General features: G+C 54.9%; 21 protein-coding genes and 1 tRNA gene. 9 read left to right on the top strand and 13 right to left on the bottom strand.

Annotation, left to right across the window (positions count from 1 at the left end):
• Window positions 1-15: 15 nt before the first annotated feature.
• The 6 genes from BM007_RS14465 to aspA all read right to left on the bottom strand — a co-directional run bounded on the left by BM007_RS14465 (window position 16) and on the right by aspA (window position 5,807).
• Window positions 16-91: transfer RNA gene (locus BM007_RS14465), tRNA-Phe, on the bottom strand.
• A 127-nt stretch (window positions 92-218) separates the two neighbouring features.
• On the bottom strand, window positions 219-794 hold the full coding sequence (locus tag BM007_RS14460; RefSeq protein ID WP_024907359.1) for a transcriptional regulator: 576 nt from the start codon (window positions 792-794) through the stop codon (window positions 219-221).
• 49 nt (window positions 795-843) lie between these two features.
• Complete coding sequence (locus BM007_RS14455; protein WP_090419418.1) at window positions 844-2,541, bottom strand: protein-disulfide reductase DsbD; 1,698 nt, start codon at window positions 2,539-2,541, stop codon at window positions 844-846.
• Window positions 2,517-2,840, bottom strand: a complete 324-nt coding sequence (cutA, locus tag BM007_RS14450; protein ID WP_014168278.1) for a divalent cation tolerance protein CutA — start codon at window positions 2,838-2,840, stop codon at window positions 2,517-2,519. Before cutA ends, BM007_RS14455 begins: the two co-directional genes overlap by 25 nt.
• Window positions 2,841-2,953: 113 nt before the next feature.
• Complete coding sequence (locus tag BM007_RS14445; protein ID WP_024907357.1) at window positions 2,954-4,255, bottom strand: anaerobic C4-dicarboxylate transporter; 1,302 nt, start codon at window positions 4,253-4,255, stop codon at window positions 2,954-2,956.
• Between the two features lie 115 nt (window positions 4,256-4,370).
• Window positions 4,371-5,807, bottom strand: coding sequence for an aspartate ammonia-lyase (aspA, locus tag BM007_RS14440; protein WP_003855923.1), 1,437 nt, complete (start codon window positions 5,805-5,807; stop codon window positions 4,371-4,373).
• Between the two features lie 335 nt (window positions 5,808-6,142).
• Here aspA and BM007_RS14430 point away from each other — a divergent pair, with 335 nt between their 5' ends.
• Window positions 6,143-6,607: an FxsA family protein gene (locus BM007_RS14430; protein WP_024907356.1), complete on the top strand. Its 465-nt coding sequence runs from the start codon at window positions 6,143-6,145 to the stop codon at window positions 6,605-6,607.
• A gap of 34 nt (window positions 6,608-6,641) precedes the next feature.
• Here BM007_RS14430 and yjeH read toward each other — a convergent pair whose 3' ends face one another.
• On the bottom strand, window positions 6,642-7,883 hold the full coding sequence (gene yjeH / locus BM007_RS14425) for an L-methionine/branched-chain amino acid transporter (protein ID WP_090419415.1): 1,242 nt from the start codon (window positions 7,881-7,883) through the stop codon (window positions 6,642-6,644).
• A 179-nt stretch (window positions 7,884-8,062) separates the two neighbouring features.
• Here yjeH and BM007_RS14420 point away from each other — a divergent pair, with 179 nt between their 5' ends.
• The 3 genes from BM007_RS14420 (at window position 8,063) to BM007_RS14410 (ending at window position 10,519) form a co-directional block, all read left to right on the top strand.
• Window positions 8,063-8,356 carry a co-chaperone GroES gene (locus BM007_RS14420; protein WP_003855929.1) on the top strand — a complete coding sequence of 98 codons (294 nt, stop codon included), beginning with the start codon at window positions 8,063-8,065 and terminating at the stop codon, window positions 8,354-8,356.
• Between the two features lie 31 nt (window positions 8,357-8,387).
• The gene (groL, locus tag BM007_RS14415) at window positions 8,388-10,031 is read left to right on the top strand and encodes a chaperonin GroEL (RefSeq protein ID WP_023310114.1); all 1,644 of its coding nucleotides are present in this window, start codon (window positions 8,388-8,390) and stop codon (window positions 10,029-10,031) included.
• 134 nt (window positions 10,032-10,165) lie between these two features.
• Window positions 10,166-10,519, top strand: coding sequence for a DUF4156 domain-containing protein (locus BM007_RS14410; protein ID WP_024907354.1), 354 nt, complete (start codon window positions 10,166-10,168; stop codon window positions 10,517-10,519).
• Between the two features lie 66 nt (window positions 10,520-10,585).
• Here BM007_RS14410 and epmB read toward each other — a convergent pair whose 3' ends face one another.
• Window positions 10,586-11,614: an EF-P beta-lysylation protein EpmB gene (gene epmB, locus BM007_RS14405; protein WP_049123429.1), complete on the bottom strand. Its 1,029-nt coding sequence runs from the start codon at window positions 11,612-11,614 to the stop codon at window positions 10,586-10,588.
• A 40-nt stretch (window positions 11,615-11,654) separates the two neighbouring features.
• On the opposite strand from epmB, the gene efp reads away from it, so the two are divergent.
• The 3 genes from efp (at window position 11,655) to ecnB (ending at window position 12,665) form a co-directional block, all read left to right on the top strand.
• Entirely contained in the window at window positions 11,655-12,221 is a 567-nt protein-coding gene (gene efp, locus BM007_RS14400) for an elongation factor P (protein ID WP_010427766.1), read from the top strand.
• A 57-nt stretch (window positions 12,222-12,278) separates the two neighbouring features.
• Window positions 12,279-12,410, top strand: coding sequence for an entericidin A/B family lipoprotein (locus BM007_RS14395; protein WP_048990206.1), 132 nt, complete (start codon window positions 12,279-12,281; stop codon window positions 12,408-12,410).
• A 108-nt stretch (window positions 12,411-12,518) separates the two neighbouring features.
• A complete protein-coding gene (ecnB, locus tag BM007_RS14390) occupies window positions 12,519-12,665 on the top strand; it encodes a lipoprotein toxin entericidin B (RefSeq protein ID WP_003025482.1) in 147 nt (48 codons plus the stop codon).
• Between the two features lie 37 nt (window positions 12,666-12,702).
• On the opposite strand, the gene BM007_RS14385 is transcribed toward ecnB, so the two are convergent.
• Window positions 12,703-13,302: a helix-turn-helix transcriptional regulator gene (locus tag BM007_RS14385; protein ID WP_024907351.1), complete on the bottom strand. Its 600-nt coding sequence runs from the start codon at window positions 13,300-13,302 to the stop codon at window positions 12,703-12,705.
• Between the two features lie 261 nt (window positions 13,303-13,563).
• Between BM007_RS14385 and sugE the strand changes: the two genes are divergently transcribed.
• Window positions 13,564-13,881, top strand: a complete 318-nt coding sequence (gene sugE / locus BM007_RS14380; protein WP_008502938.1) for a quaternary ammonium compound efflux SMR transporter SugE — start codon at window positions 13,564-13,566, stop codon at window positions 13,879-13,881.
• Here the strand turns inward: sugE and BM007_RS14375 are convergent.
• Complete coding sequence (locus BM007_RS14375) at window positions 13,878-14,408, bottom strand: lipocalin family protein (RefSeq protein ID WP_090419412.1); 531 nt, start codon at window positions 14,406-14,408, stop codon at window positions 13,878-13,880. The two genes, sugE and BM007_RS14375, sit on opposite strands and share 4 nt — an antisense overlap.
• 121 nt (window positions 14,409-14,529) lie before the next feature.
• Complete coding sequence (gene blaACT, locus BM007_RS14370; RefSeq protein WP_090419409.1) at window positions 14,530-15,675, bottom strand: ACT family cephalosporin-hydrolyzing class C beta-lactamase; 1,146 nt, start codon at window positions 15,673-15,675, stop codon at window positions 14,530-14,532.
• Between the two features lie 132 nt (window positions 15,676-15,807).
• On the opposite strand from blaACT, the gene ampR reads away from it, so the two are divergent.
• Entirely contained in the window at window positions 15,808-16,683 is an 876-nt protein-coding gene (gene ampR / locus BM007_RS14365) for a LysR family transcriptional regulator AmpR (RefSeq protein ID WP_090419406.1), read from the top strand.
• Between the two features lie 29 nt (window positions 16,684-16,712).
• Here the strand turns inward: ampR and frdD are convergent, their stop codons facing one another.
• Together frdD and frdC are read right to left on the bottom strand one after the other, a co-directional pair.
• Window positions 16,713-17,072, bottom strand: coding sequence for a fumarate reductase subunit FrdD (gene frdD, locus BM007_RS14360; protein WP_013095272.1), 360 nt, complete (start codon window positions 17,070-17,072; stop codon window positions 16,713-16,715).
• 10 nt (window positions 17,073-17,082) lie between these two features.
• Entirely contained in the window at window positions 17,083-17,478 is a 396-nt protein-coding gene (gene frdC / locus BM007_RS14355; RefSeq protein ID WP_090419405.1) for a fumarate reductase subunit FrdC, read from the bottom strand.
• Window positions 17,479-17,483: the final 5 nt, after the last annotated feature.

Here is a 17,483-nt window from a genome sequence, read left to right as displayed (position 1 = left end):
GGGTTCTTTAAATAGTGGTGCCCGGACTCGGAATCGAACCAAGGACACGGGGATTTTCAATCCCCTGCTCTACCGACTGAGCTATCCGGGCAACGGAGCGCATTAAACCGCAATCACGCTCTAGCGTCAACATTATTTCGGGAAAAGCTGTTCAACTGCTTAAGTTTGCGGCAATCTGGCGGTTTACGCGCCGAATACGTCGAATTTAACAGGTTCACTTACGTCAATGCCCCGCCCATACGACACTGAGCAAAGCGCAGAATATCTTCCGCCAGCCGGTGCGCCGTATCCACGTCGGCCTGGCTACGGTTCACCAGCATGCGGCTCAGGCAGCCCTCCAGCACCAGCTCCATCTGTTTCGCCACCATTGCCGGATCATCCACTTCCAGCTTGGTCAGCAGCTCGTGGGTGAAGTCATGCGCCGCCCGTTTTTGCTGATCCGCCAGCTGATGGACAGGATGGCCTGGGTCGGGAAAATAAGTGCAGGCGGCGATGAACAGACAACCCGGGTACCGGTTGTTGCTGACACATTCCGTCAGGGCGGTATAGCGCGCCAGCAGCTTTTGTTCCGCAGTCAGTTCTTCATTCAGCATCAGCTGCCTGCGCCAGACATCAACCTGCTGGCTGAGATAGCGCAGGGCATCATAAACAAGCGCCTCTTTATCCGGCCAGAAGCGCTTAAGATCATCTACGGGGTAATCGATACGGTCGGCTACCATCTCAAGCGTGGTGCTGGCGATCCCTTGAATCTCAAGTAATTGCAGAGCTTGTCCCAGTACGTCTTCACGTTGCACGGTTATCTCCTCCGCTATTCCCAACGGTTTGTCCCGTTTAAAGTGTTGTTTACGGTTGGCGATTGCGCAAATGCGCGTTAAATGCCGCTGCATCCATAAACCCGGTTACACGCTGTTCTGGCTGCTCCTGGCCCTGCTGATTGAAGAACAGAATGGTTGGCAGCCCGAGCACGTTAAGCTGCTTTAGCAGAGCCTTATCCTGCGCATTATTGGCGGTCACGTTCGCCTGAAGCAAAACGGTCTCTTTCAGGGCGCTTTGCACCTGCGGATCGCTAAAGGTATATTTCTCAAACTCTTTGCAGGCAACGCACCAGTCGGCATAGAGATCGAGCATCACCGGTTTGCCTTTTGCCTGTGCGAGCGCGCTGTTGAGCTCATCAACGTTCTTAATCTGGATGAAGTTCAGATGCGCCTGCGTCTGGCCTACCGGCGAGCCGAGCGCCCAGTCCTGAAGAGGACGCACGCTCACCAGCGCGGCGGCGAGCAGGAGGATTTGCACCAGGCGCATCCACGCTTTTTTCGCCCCCAGACTGACGATAAACGCCCAGGAGAAGAATGCTACGCCGAGCATCGCCCACAGGCGCAAACCCCAGACGTCGCCGATGATACGCTCGAGGAGGAACACCGGCAGCGCCAGAATCACAAAGCCAAACGCGGTTTTCACCGTCTCCATCCACGGGCCGCTCTTCGGCAGAAGTCGATTGCCGAAAACCGTGACCAGAATCAGCGGCAGGCCCATGCCCAGCGCGTAAAGGTACAGCGTACCGCCGCCAAGCCACAGATTGCCGCTCTGGGCAATATAGAGCAGGATGGCGCTCAGCGGTGCGGTGGTGCAAGGGGAACAAATTAAACCAGCGATGGCTCCCATCGCGAATACCCCACCCGCCGAGCCACCCTGCTGGCGATTACTCATTAGCGTTAAGCGAGTTTGCAGAGACGACGGTAACTGCAGGGTAAACAGGCCGAACATCGACAGAGCCAGCAGGATAAACACCACCGACAAGCCAATAAGGACGTAAGGATGCTGCAGTGCGGCCTGGAACTGTAACCCAGCACCGGCAACCACAAGGCCAAGGGCTGTGTAGGTCAACGCCATGCCCTGCACATAAATAAAGGCCAACAGCAGGGCGCGGGCGGTGGAAAGCCGTTGCTTACCGCCCAGCACGATGCCAGAGATGAGCGGATACATCGGCAGCACGCACGGCGTAAAGGCAATGCCGATACCGATCAGCAAGGCCCACAGCGCGGAGAACGGAAGGTCTGACGCGGCTTCACTTTTACCGCTCTCCCCAGAGGGGAGAGGGGAGAAAGCGGCGGCAGCCTTAACTTCGCTGAGCGGAACGACCTTCGTTTCAGGCGGATAGCAGAATCCCGCGTCCGCGCACCCCTGATAGGTCACCGTCAGGGTCGCACCTTTATCCGCCTGATTCACCGTAACAGGCACGCTCAGGCGCTGGCGGTAGATTTCACTCTTGCCGTAGAACTCGTCCTCATGCCACTCGCCAGAGGGCATCTGTAAAGCGCCCATGCTGGCCTGAGCAGGCGTAATGCTTACCTGCTTGCGATAGAGGTAATAACCCTCTTTCACCTGCCAGTTGAGCGTAAGGTCATGCTGGTTTTGCTGAAAATCGAAAACGAAAGCCTGGTCGGCAGGGATGAAGTTCGAACGGCCGGGCGCGTCAAACAACCCGGCAAAAGCTGACGTGCTGCACAGCAGCAGGATCAGCGTAAGGAAGCGTTGAGCCATGAGAGATAGTCGTTATCGCCATGAACCACTGGCAGGACCAGCAGCTCCGGGGTTTGGTAAGGATGATGAGATTTGAGGCAGTCCAGGAGAGCCTGCTGATTCGCCAGATTAGTTTTGAGCAACATCTGAACTTCGTACTCTTGCTCCAGCTTGCCTTCCCAGTAATAAAGGGAGGTGGCACCAGGGAGGAGCGTCACGCAGGCAGCCAGCTTTTCGGCCAGCACTTTGGCGGCGAGATCCTGGGCAGAGGCTTCATCAGGGGCGGTACACAGTACGACAACAGCATCAGGCGTGTTCACAAGTCGACCTCCTCATCACGAAAGTCTTCACTATATCACGCAAGGCGATTGGTCATTAATGAAACGGGCCGCAGAGCGGCCCGATTTTAACTATTTTTACAACTACTCACCGTTTACAGCACCACGCCGCCAATGATAAAGCCGAGGATCACGCAAAGTGAAATGGCAACCACGCCCGGGATCAGGAACGCGTGGTTAAACACATACTTACCGATACGGGTTGAGCCTGTGTCGTCCATCTCCACCGCCGCCAGCAGGGTTGGGTAGGTTGGCAGAACGAACAGGGCAGACACCGCCGCGAAAGAGGCAATCGCCGTCAGCGGGGTAACGCCCAGCATCAGTGCCGCAGGCATCAGCGCTTTGGTGGTCGCCGCCTGGGAATAAAGCAGGGTAGCGGCAAAGAACAGCACCACCGCCAGCAGCCACGGATAGTTGTGCAGCAGGTCGCCTGCTACGGTCTGAATGTCGCTGATGTGCGCTTTCACGAAGGTATCACCGAGCCACGCCACGCCCAGTACGCACACGCAGGCGCTCATACCGGATTTGAAGGTGCTGGCGTTCAGCACTTCGCTGGTATCAATTTTACAGGTGATGCTAATCAGTGTTGCGATGGTCAGCATGAACACCACAATCGCTTCGTTACGCGGCAGGACCGGGTTCTGGATCAGGCCCACGGTATCGCTGATGGCGGTCGCATAGAACATGACGGCGACAATCCCAATCAGGAACAGCAGCACGGAGCGTTTCGCATGTGGCTTCAGCTCGAAGACCTGGCTGCCGCGCAGGCTCACTTCACCTTTTGCCAGACGCTCCTGATAAACCGGATCGTCTTTCAGTTCAGCGCCGAGGAAGTTACACAGCACGGCAGTAATCATCACTGCAATCAGCGTCACCGGGATACAGATCGCCAGCAGCGTCAGGTAGCTCACGCCCATCGGCTCAAGGATACCGGCGAAGAAGACCACCGCAGCGGAAATCGGCGAGGCGGTAATCGCAATCTGGGACGCGACGACGGCAATAGAGAGCGGACGAGACGGACGGATACCCTGCTCTTTCGCCACTTCGGTAATCACCGGCAGCGTGGAGAAGGCGGTGTGGCCCGTACCGGCGAGAATAGTCATAAACCAGGTCACCAGCGGGGCAAGGAAGGTAATGTATTTTGGATGGCGGCGCAGCATACGCTCCGCCAGGCTCACCAGGTAGTCCATACCGCCTGCCACCTGCATGGCGGCGATAGCGGCAATAACGGCCATGATGATTTCGATAACGTCAAACGGGATTGCGCCGGGTTTAATCTGAAAGATAAGGGTAAGAACGAGCACCCCGAGACCACCAGCAAAACCGATGCCGATACCCCCGAGTCTTGCTCCCAAATAAATCGCCAACAAGACGATGACGAGTTCTGCTCCAAACATAAGGACCTTCCTTGCTTATTAACAAGTTGATATTGAATTGTTGTATTTCGGTAACGCCTAAAAAGAAAAAAGGCACGTCACAAGTGACGTGCCTTAAGAAGCCTAGCCTGAACGGTTACTGTTCGCTTTCATCGGTATATCGTTTTGCTTTATATGCCGGGTGCATCAGGTTCTGGGCCGAGAAGATATCGTCCAGCTCCGCTTCGGTCAACAGCCCGCGCTCCAGCACCACTTCACGTACGCTCTTACCGGTTTCGGCGCAAATCTTACCGACGATGTCACCGTTGTGGTGACCGATGAACGGGTTGAGGTAGGTGACGATCCCGATGGAGTTATAGACATAACCCTCACAGACTTCTTTATTCGCTGTGATGCCGTTAATGCATTTTTCCAGCAGGTTGTAGCAGGCGTTGGTCAGGATGTGGATAGATTCAAACATCGCCTGGCCAATCACTGGCTCCATCACGTTCAACTGCAGCTGACCCGCTTCAGAGGCCATGGTCACGGTTGTATCGTTACCGATGACTTTGAAGCAAACCTGATTCACCACTTCTGGCACAACCGGGTTCACCTTGGCCGGCATGATGGACGAACCCGCCTGCAGCTCTGGCAGGTTGATTTCGTTCAGGCCAGCGCGCGGACCGGAAGAGAGCAGGCGCAGGTCGTTACAGATTTTGGACAGTTTCACTGCCAGACGTTTCAGCGCGCTGTGTACCATGACGTAGGCGCCGCAGTCGGAGGTCGCTTCAATCAGGTCTTCTGCAGGCACAACCGGCAGGTTAGAGACTTCAGCCAGCTTCTGTACCGCCAGCTGCTGATAACCATCCGGGGTGTTCAGACGCGTACCGATGGCGGTTGCGCCCAGGTTCACTTCCAGCAGCAGCTCGGAGGTGCGCAGCAGGTTTTTGGTCTCTTCGTTAAGCAGCACGTTAAACGCGTGGAATTCCTGGCCGAGGGTCATCGGCACCGCGTCCTGCAGCTGGGTACGACCCATTTTCAGGATGTCCTGGAACTCAACCGCTTTACGCTGGAAGCCATCACCCAGTTGGTTGATCGCATCCACCAGTTTCACTACAGAGGCATACACCGCGATACGGAAGCCGGTAGGGTAAGCGTCGTTGGTGGACTGGCATTTATTAACGTGGTCGTTCGGGTTCAGGTACTGGTATTCACCTTTCTGGTGACCCATCAGCTCCAGGCCAATGTTTGCCAGTACTTCGTTGGTATTCATGTTGACGGAGGTGCCCGCGCCGCCCTGATAGACGTCAACCGGGAACTGGTCCATGCATTTGCCGTTGTTCAGCACTTCATCGCAGGCTGCGATAATCGCATTTGCCGCGCTTTTAGGAATGGTTTGCAGCTCTTTGTTGGCCAGGGCTGCGGCTTTCTTCACCATCACCATGCCACGGACAAACTCAGGGATGTCGCTGATTTTGCTGTTGCTGATGTAGAAGTTTTCAATCGCTCTCAGAGTGTGAACACCGTAGTAGGCATCCGCTGGAACTTCCCTGGTACCCAACAAGTCTTCTTCGATACGAATGTTGTTTAACATGTGAACCTTCTTTTCAAGCTGCCGATGGATTGTACTAAACACACAGTATTTATGTGGTTTTGAATATTTTCTGGCCGACGATTATTCCCTCAATCAGCCAGATGTTCGAGATCATATGCTGATGATAGCGAATTGCCGTAAGCTGGATCACTTATTATCGAGCCGATTCCATGATAATTATTAATCTGTGAAATGGGTCACCGCTTTAATATTTCCAAAAAAAATATCCGTGCAAACTGATTGAATTTTCGCTAACCGTCACCATCTCATACAAACGCGCGTCGCGAACACATTCAGACAGGGGCCCGCCGGCCCTTGCCACACAGGAGATGCCAGTGCGCTGGATACCGTTTATTGCTTTCTTTCTCTATGTTTACATTGAGATTTCCATTTTCATCCAGGTTGCTCATGTCCTGGGCGTCCTGCTGACGCTGATTCTGGTGATTTTCACCTCCGTCATCGGCATGTCGCTGGTGCGTAATCAGGGTTTCAAAAATTTCCTGTTAATGCAGGAGAAGATGGCCGCAGGCGAAAGCCCGGCAGCGGAGATGATCAAAAGCGTATCGCTGATTATTGCGGGGCTGCTGCTGATCCTGCCGGGGTTCTTCACCGACTTCCTCGGCCTCCTGCTGCTTCTGCCGCCGGTGCAAAAGCACCTGACCATGAAGCTGCTGCCGCATCTGCGCTTTAACCGTATGCCTGGCGGTGGGTTCAGCACCGGGCCAGGCGATACCTTTGAAGGGGAATATCAGCGTAAAGATGAACAGCACGACCGTTTAGACCATAAAGACGATCGGTGATAGATTTGCCCGGTGGCGCTTCGCTTACCGGGCGCTACTGGTGCGCATCGCGCTTCGGTAAAAACAGCCACAGTCCTGCCAGCATGACAATCGCGTACAGACTCTTCCATCCCACCATCGCCAGCAACAGCAGGCAAAGCCCACCCCCGATGACCGCCAGTGTTTTATAGCGACCTTGCAGCAAACGACATCCCGCCAGCATGCACAGCAGGTAGATCATAATGAAAATACCGTTGGCGTAGACTATCAGCGCGTCCAGATTGATCTTCAGTGCGTAAATACACAGCGTGCTCAACACGCAGCAGCTCAGCACGGCATTCAGGGCATTCAGCGGAAGCTGGCGTTTAGACAGGCGCGCGAGGCGATTCTCAGGTTTGTCGAGCGCCTGCGACCACACCAGCCGGGCAAAGCTCTGGATATAAATGTTGAGGCTGGCAAAACAGGCCAGATAGCCGATGACGCAGGCGATCCACAGCGCCTTCACACCAAACAGATTAACCACGATACCCGGCAGCGATGCCGCGGCGGCGAGATCCGCGCCGAACGCGTGGAAGTGCAACACCAGCACGGTACACGCCCAGTAGACCGTGCCTGCCAGCAGCAGGCCTATCATCAGCGCCCGGGGGAAATCGCGCTCAGGCTGCTTAAATTCAGAGGCAAGATGGGCAAAGGCTTCCAGACCCACAAAACACCAGAACATGACGGAGAGCGCGGCGAAAAGCTGTGAATGATCGACGTCTGTCACCGCCGGGAAGGGAATTTCCTTGATTGTGATATCGCCCGCCCACCAGATAGCGGCAACGAGCGCGACAATCAGCACCGCAACCAGCGTCTGCAGGTTGGCGCTGGAGCGGGCCCCGCGAGAGCCTACCCACCAGACGATAGCCAGCGTGCCCAACTCGGCCAGCAATAACTGCTCGTTATGCCAGCCAAACAGCGCCTGACCAAAGCCGGTCGCAATATGCAATGCCGCAGGAAGGCCAACCGGAATGACGGAGAGAAACAGCCAGCCGGTGACACGCTGCAGCCGCGGCCCAAAGGCCAGACCGACAAAGTGCGCCACGCCGCCCGCGCTGGGGAAATGCCTCCCCAGGATGGCAAACACAATGGCTATCGGGAAAACCAGTACAATCAGCGCTGGCCACGCCCACAGGCTATTATTTCCCGCGACCAGCGCCGCCAGTGCCGGTACGGCAAACACGCCCGTACCTAACAAGGAGGTTGAGAGCAGGCCAACGCCCTGCGCCAGCCCTAACTCCTGCTTGAGTCCACTCATTGACATCGCCCTGCCAGTACCAAAAGAGAGGCGATGGTAACACTTTCGCAAATTTTTTTTTCAACTCCCCCTTGAAGGGGTAAAAAGCTATCCCCATCTCTCAGGGCACTAGTCGGAAAACCGCTTGCGGGCCGGCGTCATCCATAACTGATAATGACTTTCTCAAAGGAGAGCTATCAATGAGTATTCGTCCGTTACATGATCGTGTGATCGTCAAACGTAAAGAAGTTGAAACCAAGTCTGCTGGCGGCATCGTTCTGACCGGTTCTGCAGCAGCCAAATCAACGCGTGGCGAAATCATCGCTGTCGGTAAGGGCCGCATCCTGGAAAACGGAACTGTGCAGCCGCTGGACGTTAAAGTTGGTGACATCGTAATTTTCAACGATGGCTACGGCGTGAAATCCGAGAAGATCGACAATGAAGAAGTGTTGATCATGTCCGAGAGCGACATTCTGGCAATTGTTGAAGCGTAATTTACGCACGAGAATTTGAGGAAATAAGAACATGGCAGCTAAAGACGTAAAATTCGGTAACGACGCTCGTGTAAAAATGCTCCGCGGCGTAAACGTACTGGCAGATGCAGTTAAAGTGACCCTGGGCCCGAAAGGCCGTAACGTAGTGCTGGATAAATCCTTCGGCGCGCCAACCATCACCAAAGATGGTGTTTCTGTAGCACGTGAAATCGAGCTGGAAGACAAGTTCGAAAACATGGGCGCGCAGATGGTGAAAGAAGTTGCCTCTAAAGCGAACGACGCTGCAGGCGACGGTACCACCACCGCGACCGTTCTGGCGCAGGCTATCATCACTGAAGGTCTGAAAGCCGTTGCTGCGGGCATGAACCCAATGGATCTGAAACGTGGTATCGACAAAGCTGTCGCCTCCGCTGTTGAAGAACTGAAAGCGCTGTCCGTACCGTGCTCTGACTCTAAAGCCATTGCTCAGGTTGGTACCATCTCCGCTAACTCCGACGAAACCGTAGGTAAACTGATCGCAGAAGCGATGGATAAAGTCGGTAAAGAAGGCGTGATCACCGTTGAAGACGGTACCGGTCTGGAAGACGAACTGGACGTGGTTGAAGGTATGCAGTTCGACCGCGGTTACCTGTCCCCATACTTCATCAACAAGCCAGAGACTGGCGCTGTTGAGCTGGAAAGCCCGTTCATCCTGCTGGCTGACAAGAAAATCTCCAACATCCGCGAAATGCTGCCAGTGCTGGAAGCCGTTGCTAAAGCAGGCAAACCGCTGGTTATCATCGCTGAAGACGTTGAAGGCGAAGCGCTGGCAACTCTGGTGGTTAACACCATGCGCGGCATCGTGAAAGTGGCTGCTGTTAAAGCACCTGGCTTCGGCGATCGCCGTAAAGCGATGCTGCAGGATATCGCTACTCTGACCGGCGGTACCGTGATCTCTGAAGAGATCGGTATGGAGCTGGAAAAAGCGACCCTGGAAGACCTGGGCCAGGCGAAACGCGTTGTGATCAACAAAGACACCACCACCATCATCGATGGCGTGGGTGAAGAAGCCGCTATTCAGGGCCGCGTGGGTCAGATCCGTAAGCAGATCGAAGAAGCGACTTCCGATTACGACCGTGAAAAACTGCAGGAGCGCGTAGCGAAACTGGCTGGCGGCGTTGCGGTAATTAAAGTCGGTGCGGCGACCGAAGTTGAAATGAAAGAGAAAAAAGCACGCGTTGACGATGCCCTGCACGCGACCCGTGCTGCGGTAGAAGAAGGCGTGGTTGCGGGTGGTGGCGTTGCGCTGGTGCGCGTGGCCGCTAAACTGGCTGGCCTGACCGCTCAGAACGAAGATCAGAACGTGGGTATCAAAGTTGCGCTGCGCGCAATGGAAGCGCCTCTGCGTCAGATCGTGTCCAACGCCGGTGAAGAGCCATCTGTTGTGGCGAACAACGTTAAAGCGGGCGAAGGTAACTACGGTTACAACGCGGCAACCGAAGAATACGGCAATATGATCGACTTCGGTATCCTGGACCCAACTAAAGTAACCCGTTCTGCTCTGCAGTATGCGGCCTCTGTTGCTGGTCTGATGATCACCACCGAGTGCATGGTGACCGACCTGCCAAAAGGCGATGCGCCTGACTTAGGTGCTGCTGGTATGGGCGGCATGGGCGGGATGGGCGGCATGATGTAATCGTGCGCTCTACGTCGTAGAATGTGAAAAACCCCCGGGCAGAAATGCTCGGGGGTTTTTCTTTTGGTCATCTTTTAGGTATAAGATTTACACACGGACAACTACTGTCCAGCTTATTGAAAACGAGGAATAACATGCGCGTAAAAGTCTGTGCAGGGATTGTAGGGGCAGCATTGCTGCTGGCGGGTTGTAGCTCCAGCAATGAGCTGTCGGCAGCGGGCCAGGGTGTTCGCTTTGTGGAAGATAAGCCAGGCAGTGAATGCCAGCTGTTAGGCACGGCAACCGGTGAGCAAAGCAACTGGATGTCTGGTCAGCATGGCGAAGAAGGTGGCTCTATGCGCGGTGCGGCGAATGCCCTGCGTAACCAGGCTGCGGCAATGGGTGGCAACGTGATTTACGGCGTGAGCAGCCCAACGCAGAGTATGCTGTCCAGCTTCGTGCCGACCGCCAGCCAGATGAGCGGCCAGGTCTACAAGTGCCCAAACTGAGTTAACTTGCTGATGGCGCTGCGCCCGGACCCCGTAGGGCAGGTAAGCGTAGCGCCACCTGCCTTTTTAGTGCTGCCGCAGCTGCAAATCCAGCGGCGTCTTGCTCGGCTCTCCGCCAATCTCGCGTGCCAGCTTCGGCACCATATAGCCTGAAACCAGCGTTAACAGTTCGCGCATAATCTGCCGGGCTTCTTCGTCCGTCACCATGAAATGGGCCGCGCCCTGAACGCGATCCAGCACGTGCAGGTAATAGGGCATCACGCCCGCATCAAACAGGGCATTGCTCAGATCGGCCAGCACGCGGGCGCTGTCATTGACGCCGCGCAGCAGCACGCTCTGGTTCAGCAGCGTCACGCCCGCTTTACGCAGTCGCGCCATCGCCGCGCGAAACGCATCGTCAATTTCGTTCGCGTGGTTAATATGGTTCACCAGCAGCACCTGCAATCGGGACTGCTCCAGGCGTGACACCAGGCCGTCCGTGATACGTGCCGGAATAACAATCGGTAAACGGCTGTGAATGCGCAGGCGCTTAATGTGCGGGATGGCTTCAAGCTGAGTCAGCAGCCAGTCCAGCTCATGATCTTTTGCCATCAGCGGGTCGCCGCCGGAAAAAATAATCTCATCCAGCTCCGGATGGGCGGCGATATAGTCCAGCGCGACCTGCCAGTTGCGTTTATTGCCCTGGTTTTCGGCATAAGGGAAGTGCCGACGGAAGCAATAACGACAATTTACCGCACAGCCACCTTTTACCAGCAGCAGGGCGCGGTTGAGATACTTGTGCAGTAAACCGGGCACCACGCTGTTCTGCTCTTCCAGCGGATCGGTGCTATAACCCGGCGCGGTGACAAACTCATCCTGCGAAGTAAGCGTTTGTTTTAATAGCGGATCGTCGGGATTGCCTTTCTCCATCCGCGCCACAAACGCGCGGGGAACGCGCAGGGCGAACAGGCGCTTTGCCTCGCGGCCTGCAAGCAACTCTGGGTGCTGATCGAGGTCTAAAAGACGCAGCAATTCATCAGGACTGGTGATTACATCGGCAAGTTGCGATAACCAATCTTCTCTGGACGGGGTGTTTAGGGTTACAATATGCGCCATTTTGTGGCTTAGCTACCAGTTAACAAATTTAGAGGGCCTTATGGCAACGTACTATAGCAACGATTTTCGTGCTGGTCTTAAAATCATGATGGACGGCGAACCGTACGCGGTTGAAGCCAGCGAATTCGTTAAACCAGGTAAAGGCCAGGCATTCGCACGCGTTAAGCTGCGCCGTCTGCTGACCGGTACCCGTGTTGAGAAAACCTTCAAGTCTACTGACTCCGCTGAAGGCGCTGATGTTGTTGATATGAACCTGACCTATCTGTACAACGACGGTGAGTTCTATCATTTCATGAACAACTCCACTTTCGAACAGCTGTCTGCTGATGAGAAAGCGGTAGGTGACAGCGCTAAATGGCTGCTGGATCAGGCTGAGTGCATCGTGACCCTGTGGAACGGCCAGCCTATCGCTGTGACCCCACCAAACTTCGTAGAACTGGAAATCGTTGAAACCGATCCAGGTCTGAAAGGTGATACCGCAGGTACCGGCGGTAAACCAGCCAAACTGTCTACCGGCGCCGTGGTTAAAGTGCCACTGTTCGTACAGACTGGCGAAGTGATCAAAGTGGATACCCGCTCCGGCGAATACGTATCTCGCGTGAAGTAATTTACGTATGATTGAAGGCGCAGCGCCCGCTGCGCCTGATTCTTGCAGGCAGGGATGATGAAACGTACCGTTAAAATTCTGCTTCTGTTAGCGCTTTCCTGCGCATTGCTTTCCGGCTGTAACACCACGCGTGGAATGGGACAAGACATCCAGGATCTCGGCCATATCATTTCTCACGCCGCCAGCTAAGTTCGTCTAATTTTCCTAAAAATGCGTCCTTTTCCGTCAACCGGCGGGATCTTGTCTATTCTTAAGTTGCTATACACAAAACAACTTTGGCTATAAAAGGAAGATATTATGGTTAAGAAGACAATTGCAGCGATCTTTTCAGTCTTGGTACTTTCTTCAGTGTTAACGGCCTGTAATACCACGCGTGGCGTCGGTCAGGATATTTCTGAAGGTGGTAGCGCAATCTCTGGTGCAGCAACAAAAGCTCAGCAGTAATGAATAAACGGTACGGGACCAGCCGGGTTTCGTACCGTCAGCTTTCCGATTCCTGCAGGGATAAAAACGGAGAAAAACGCGTATCCATATGCAATTTCATGCGGATATTGCGTTTATAGGTATAGACCGTTTTTCCGTTGATACTCAGGTGAGCGGCAATTTTTTGATTGCTCGCGCCGTCCATCCACAATGTCAGCACTTTCTCTTCCTGCCGGGTCAGCAAGGGGGCCGCCGCCGCTGGCCTTTCTGCGCATGAGCGCGAGATCAATGCGTCGTTGATAACCGTTGCCACTTCTTCGAGACTGGCGTTTTTCAACAACGACGACCACACCGGGAACTGTCCGAGCCAGTCTGTCATGCCGCTGTCCTCTCCCGATTGCAGCAAAATAAACGGTAAGCGTTCACTGGCGTTAAGCAGGGACGAGAGCTGCTGAAAATGGTGAATGTCCTGCCTGAAGCCGTACAGGTCAGCAATAACCAGCGTAGGTTTCCATTGCAGAATGTGTTCTCTGGCAAGAAACAGATTATTCAGCCCGGTCACAACGTAGTGTCCCGGGAACAAACCGGAATGATTGAGCCATGCTTCAAACCCCGTGCGGGTGAAGTGACAACGGTCAATCAAAAGAATTTTGAACATATTTTATTCGCAGTCGGCTAGTGGTTTGGCTTCCTGCCATCAGAAAGCACATCATCATAGAGAAGTCGGATGAGTGCTAAAAGCCGGAACTCCGCGCCATACTGCGGCTATTTCTTGCCTTAACGTGTTCAGCAAAAAATGATTGAAAAAAAATAGCACGCTAACCACAATAGGTGGCGTAATCTCTGCCTTACGGGACGACCCGTAAGCATTTCTTTCACCGGGGACGGCCCCAACTTGTATTAAGTTAAGGAGCCTGACATGTCCTGGATCATTCTTTTTATTGCTGGCCTGCTCGAAGTGGTATGGGCGATTGGTCTCAAGTACACCCACGGATTTACCCGCCTGACGCCCAGCGTCATTACCGTTACCGCCATGATAGTCAGTATCGTTCTGTTATCCTGGGCGATGCGCTCTCTGCCTGTGGGAACGGCTTATGCCGTCTGGACGGGTATTGGCGCGGTGGGTGCCGCTATCACCGGCATTCTGCTGCTGGGAGAGTCAGCGAGTCTGGCGCGTATCGCCAGCCTCGCCTTGATTGTGGCCGGGATCGTTGGGCTGAAGCTCAGCACCCATTAATGGGGTTGTTTCACCCAGATAAGTTTTGACACATCAAACCCTTGCCGGGTCGCGACGTCCAGCATCTGCTGTTTCATATCTGACGAAATAGTTGGCGTGCGGGAGAGTATCCACAGATAGTCGCGATCTGGCCCGCAGACCAGCGCGTGACGGTACTCTCTGTCGAGCGCGATCACGTTATAGCCGCCATAAAACGGGCCAAAGAACGAGACTTTAAGCGCGGCCCGCCGCGGGTCGCCCGTGAAGTACGCTTTCCCAATCGACTGTTGCCACATCTCCCGGTCGGGGTTATAGCCCCGGTTGATCACCTGAATACCGCCATCATCCATCGGGCTGTAATTCGCAGTGACCTTCTCTAAGCCCTGCTCAAACCGGTGGTCGAGGCGCGCGATTTCATACCATGTTCCAAGGAAGCGTTGTGCATCAAAAGGCGTGACGACGGTAACGCCAGGCGGTGGGGTAGGGGAACTGCAGGCAACCACTAAAAACGCGGCTGTCACCGCGGCGATAACAGGCAAAATGCGCATAGGAGTTTCCTTACTGTTTTTTGTTAAGTGTAGATGACGGCAAGGAAAATGTGGTTTTTGTACGGCGTCACACCGTGGATTTTGTAGGCCGGGTAAGGCGAAGCCGCCACCCGGCAATGTTTTACTGCAGCGCATCGAGGATGCGGTATGCCGCATCAACGCGTGCAGGGTTCGGATAGCTTTTATTTGCCAGCATCACAATGCCGAGCTGCTTTTCAGGTATAAAGGCCACGTAGCTGCCAAATCCGCCGGTAGAGCCTGTTTTATGGACCCAGGAGGCCTTAACCGGCGGTGCCGGAGGATTTACTTCTCTCGCAGGCAGCGGTGCCAGCGCCACCTTATTGTCGCTACCTTCAACTACGGTTTTGGCATCGACCGGCCAGTTAAGCATTTCCCAGCCTAACCCCTGATACATGGCCCCCACGCGCCAGTAGCGAGACTGCGCCAGGGCAATGCCTTGCCTGAGTGAAGTATCCTGAAGGGAGTCAGGCTTCATGTTCACCATCACCCAGCTCGCCATATCCTTCACGTTAGTTTTTACGCCATAGGCTTCCGCGTCGAGCATGCCTGGCGAAACGTGGACCGCTTTACCGTCACGGTATCCCCAGGCGTAATGCGCCTCTTCCGCTTTCGGAACGTTAATCCACGTATGGTTCAGCTTGAGCGGCTTAAAGACCCGCGCCGTTATGGCCTGCTCATAACTCATGCCGGAAGGTTTGACCGCCAGCGCGCCAAAAAGACCAATGCTGGTATTAGCATAAAGACGCGTGGTGCCCGGCTTCCACTTCGGCTGCCAGTTTTGATAAAAGCGCAGCAGGGAGGCGTTATCCGTGACCTCATCCGGTACCTGTAACGGCAGACCGCCTGCGGTATAGGTTGCCAGATCCAGCATGCGAATCCCCTGCCACTGCTTGCCCGTCAGCTCAGGCCAGTACTTTGTCACCGGATCGCCGAGCGATATTTCACCGCGAGCAATGGCATCGCCACCCAGTACGCCGGTGAAGGTTTTACTTATAGAGCCCAGTTCGAACAAGGTTTGTGGGGTGACAGGTTTGTTTGCCGCAACATCGGCTTTACCGAAGGTAAAGTAGTGCGGCTGACCCTGATAAATCACCGCCACCGCCATACCCGGGATGGCCTGCGCTTTCATCAACGGCGTAACGGTACGTTCCACCACCTCAGCCAGCTGTTTTTCTGACATCGGTGCAGCCAATACTGAGAAGGAGGCGCTGAGCAGCAGGGCACAGCTTAGGGATTTTTTCATCATCAGTTATCTTCCGTAATAGCGGTTCAAGGGAGTGTCCGGGCCCGTCAGACCGCTGTAGTCTGTTGGATTTGACTATGGCTGACAAACGGTTAAATTTAGCATTAGCTGTTAATTTTTCTAACGGACGAGACTATGACGCGCAGCTATCTTCCTCTTAATTCCCTGCGGGCGTTTGAAGCTGCTGCCAGGCACCTTAGTTTTACGCATGCCGCTATCGAGCTGAACGTCACTCATTCCGCGATTAGCCAGCACGTAAAGGCGCTGGAGCAGCACCTTAATTGCCAGCTGTTTGTCCGCGTTTCGCGCGGGCTGATGTTGACCACCGAAGGCGAGAATTTGCTGCCGGTGCTGAATGACTCGTTCGATCGTATCGCCGGAATGTTGGATCGCTTTGCCAGCCAGCGTGCTCAGGAGAAGCTCAAAATAGGTGTGGTAGGGACCTTTGCCACGGGTGTTTTATTCTCAGAGCTCGCGGACTTTCGCCGCTGCTATCCGCATATTGATCTTCAGATTTCCACCCATAACAATCGCGTCGATCCGGCGGCTGAAGGGCTTGATTACACCATTCGCTACGGTGGCGGCGCGTGGCATGGAACCGATGCTGAATTTCTTTGCGCCGCGCCGCTGTCTGCGCTCTGTACACCCGATATTGCCTCTTGCCTGAAAAGCCCGGCAGATATCCTGAAGTTTACCCTGCTGCGCTCCTACCGACGCGACGAGTGGGCTGAGTGGATGCAGGCAGCGGGTGAACATCCTCCCTCGCCGACGCACCGGGTGATGGTGTTTGACTCGTCCGTGACCATGCTGGAAGCGGCCCAGGCAGGCGTCGGGATTGCCATTGCGCCTGTCGACATGTTTGCCCATTTACTCAGCAGCGAGCGCATCGTGCAGCCGTTTACAACGCAGATTGACCTCGGCAGCTACTGGCTCACAAGACTACAGTCACGGACAGAAACGCCCGCAATGCGCGAGTTTGCCCAGTGGCTGGTGGGAAAGATGCAGAAATAAAAGGCCCGCCGGATGGCGGGCCAGAAGCGTCAGATGGTGACCACGGCAATCAGCGTCACCACGGTCAGGATGGTCGCCAGACCGTAGAACACCCATTTACCGCTCGGGACATGGATTTTCAGGTCATGCATCGCATGGTGAATACGGTGCAGACCACACCACAGCGGCAGGACGATCATCAGGAAGATGAACACGCGACCGATAAAGCTGCCCGCGAACGCCAGTACGCGCTCGTAGCTCAGCGCATCGCCCGGGAACAGCCCCAGCGGCAGCATAATGCCGACCAGCAGGATGATGACGGGGGCGATGATGGCGCTCCACATGCCGCCTGCGCCAAACAGGCCCCAGAAGACCGGCTCGTCAGAACGTTTTGGATTTGGATTGATCACAGGTGCCTCCTTACCAGAACAGTGCGACAAACAGAATGACCACAGTGACCAGAATCGTCACCGCCCAGAGCCCTTTAATCACCGGCTCTGGCCCCATTTTTTCGTCTTTAACGATGATGTTCGCCGCTTTTGGCGCCAGTTCAAACCACGTTTTGGTATGAAGCAGCGCGGCCGCGAGCACGATCAGGTTCAGCACAACGATGATCGGGTTTTGCAGGAAACCGACGAAGCTGGCCCAGGTTTCCGGACCGTGCTTGAGGGCAAAAACGCCGTACATCAGCTCTAGGCTGAACCAGACCGCCGGTACCGCCGTGCCTTCACGCAGCATATAGAAGCGATAAAACGGCAGGTTTTTCCACCAGGTGGACGGCATTGGCCGCACATAGGCTTTGCGTTTAGTCGTCATCATGC

This window comes from Enterobacter sp. NFIX59 (assembly GCF_900113755.1).
In the GTDB taxonomy this organism is placed as follows: Bacteria; Pseudomonadota; Gammaproteobacteria; order Enterobacterales; family Enterobacteriaceae; genus Enterobacter; species Enterobacter pseudoroggenkampii.
This window is presented reverse-complemented; position numbering and strand designations above follow the sequence as displayed.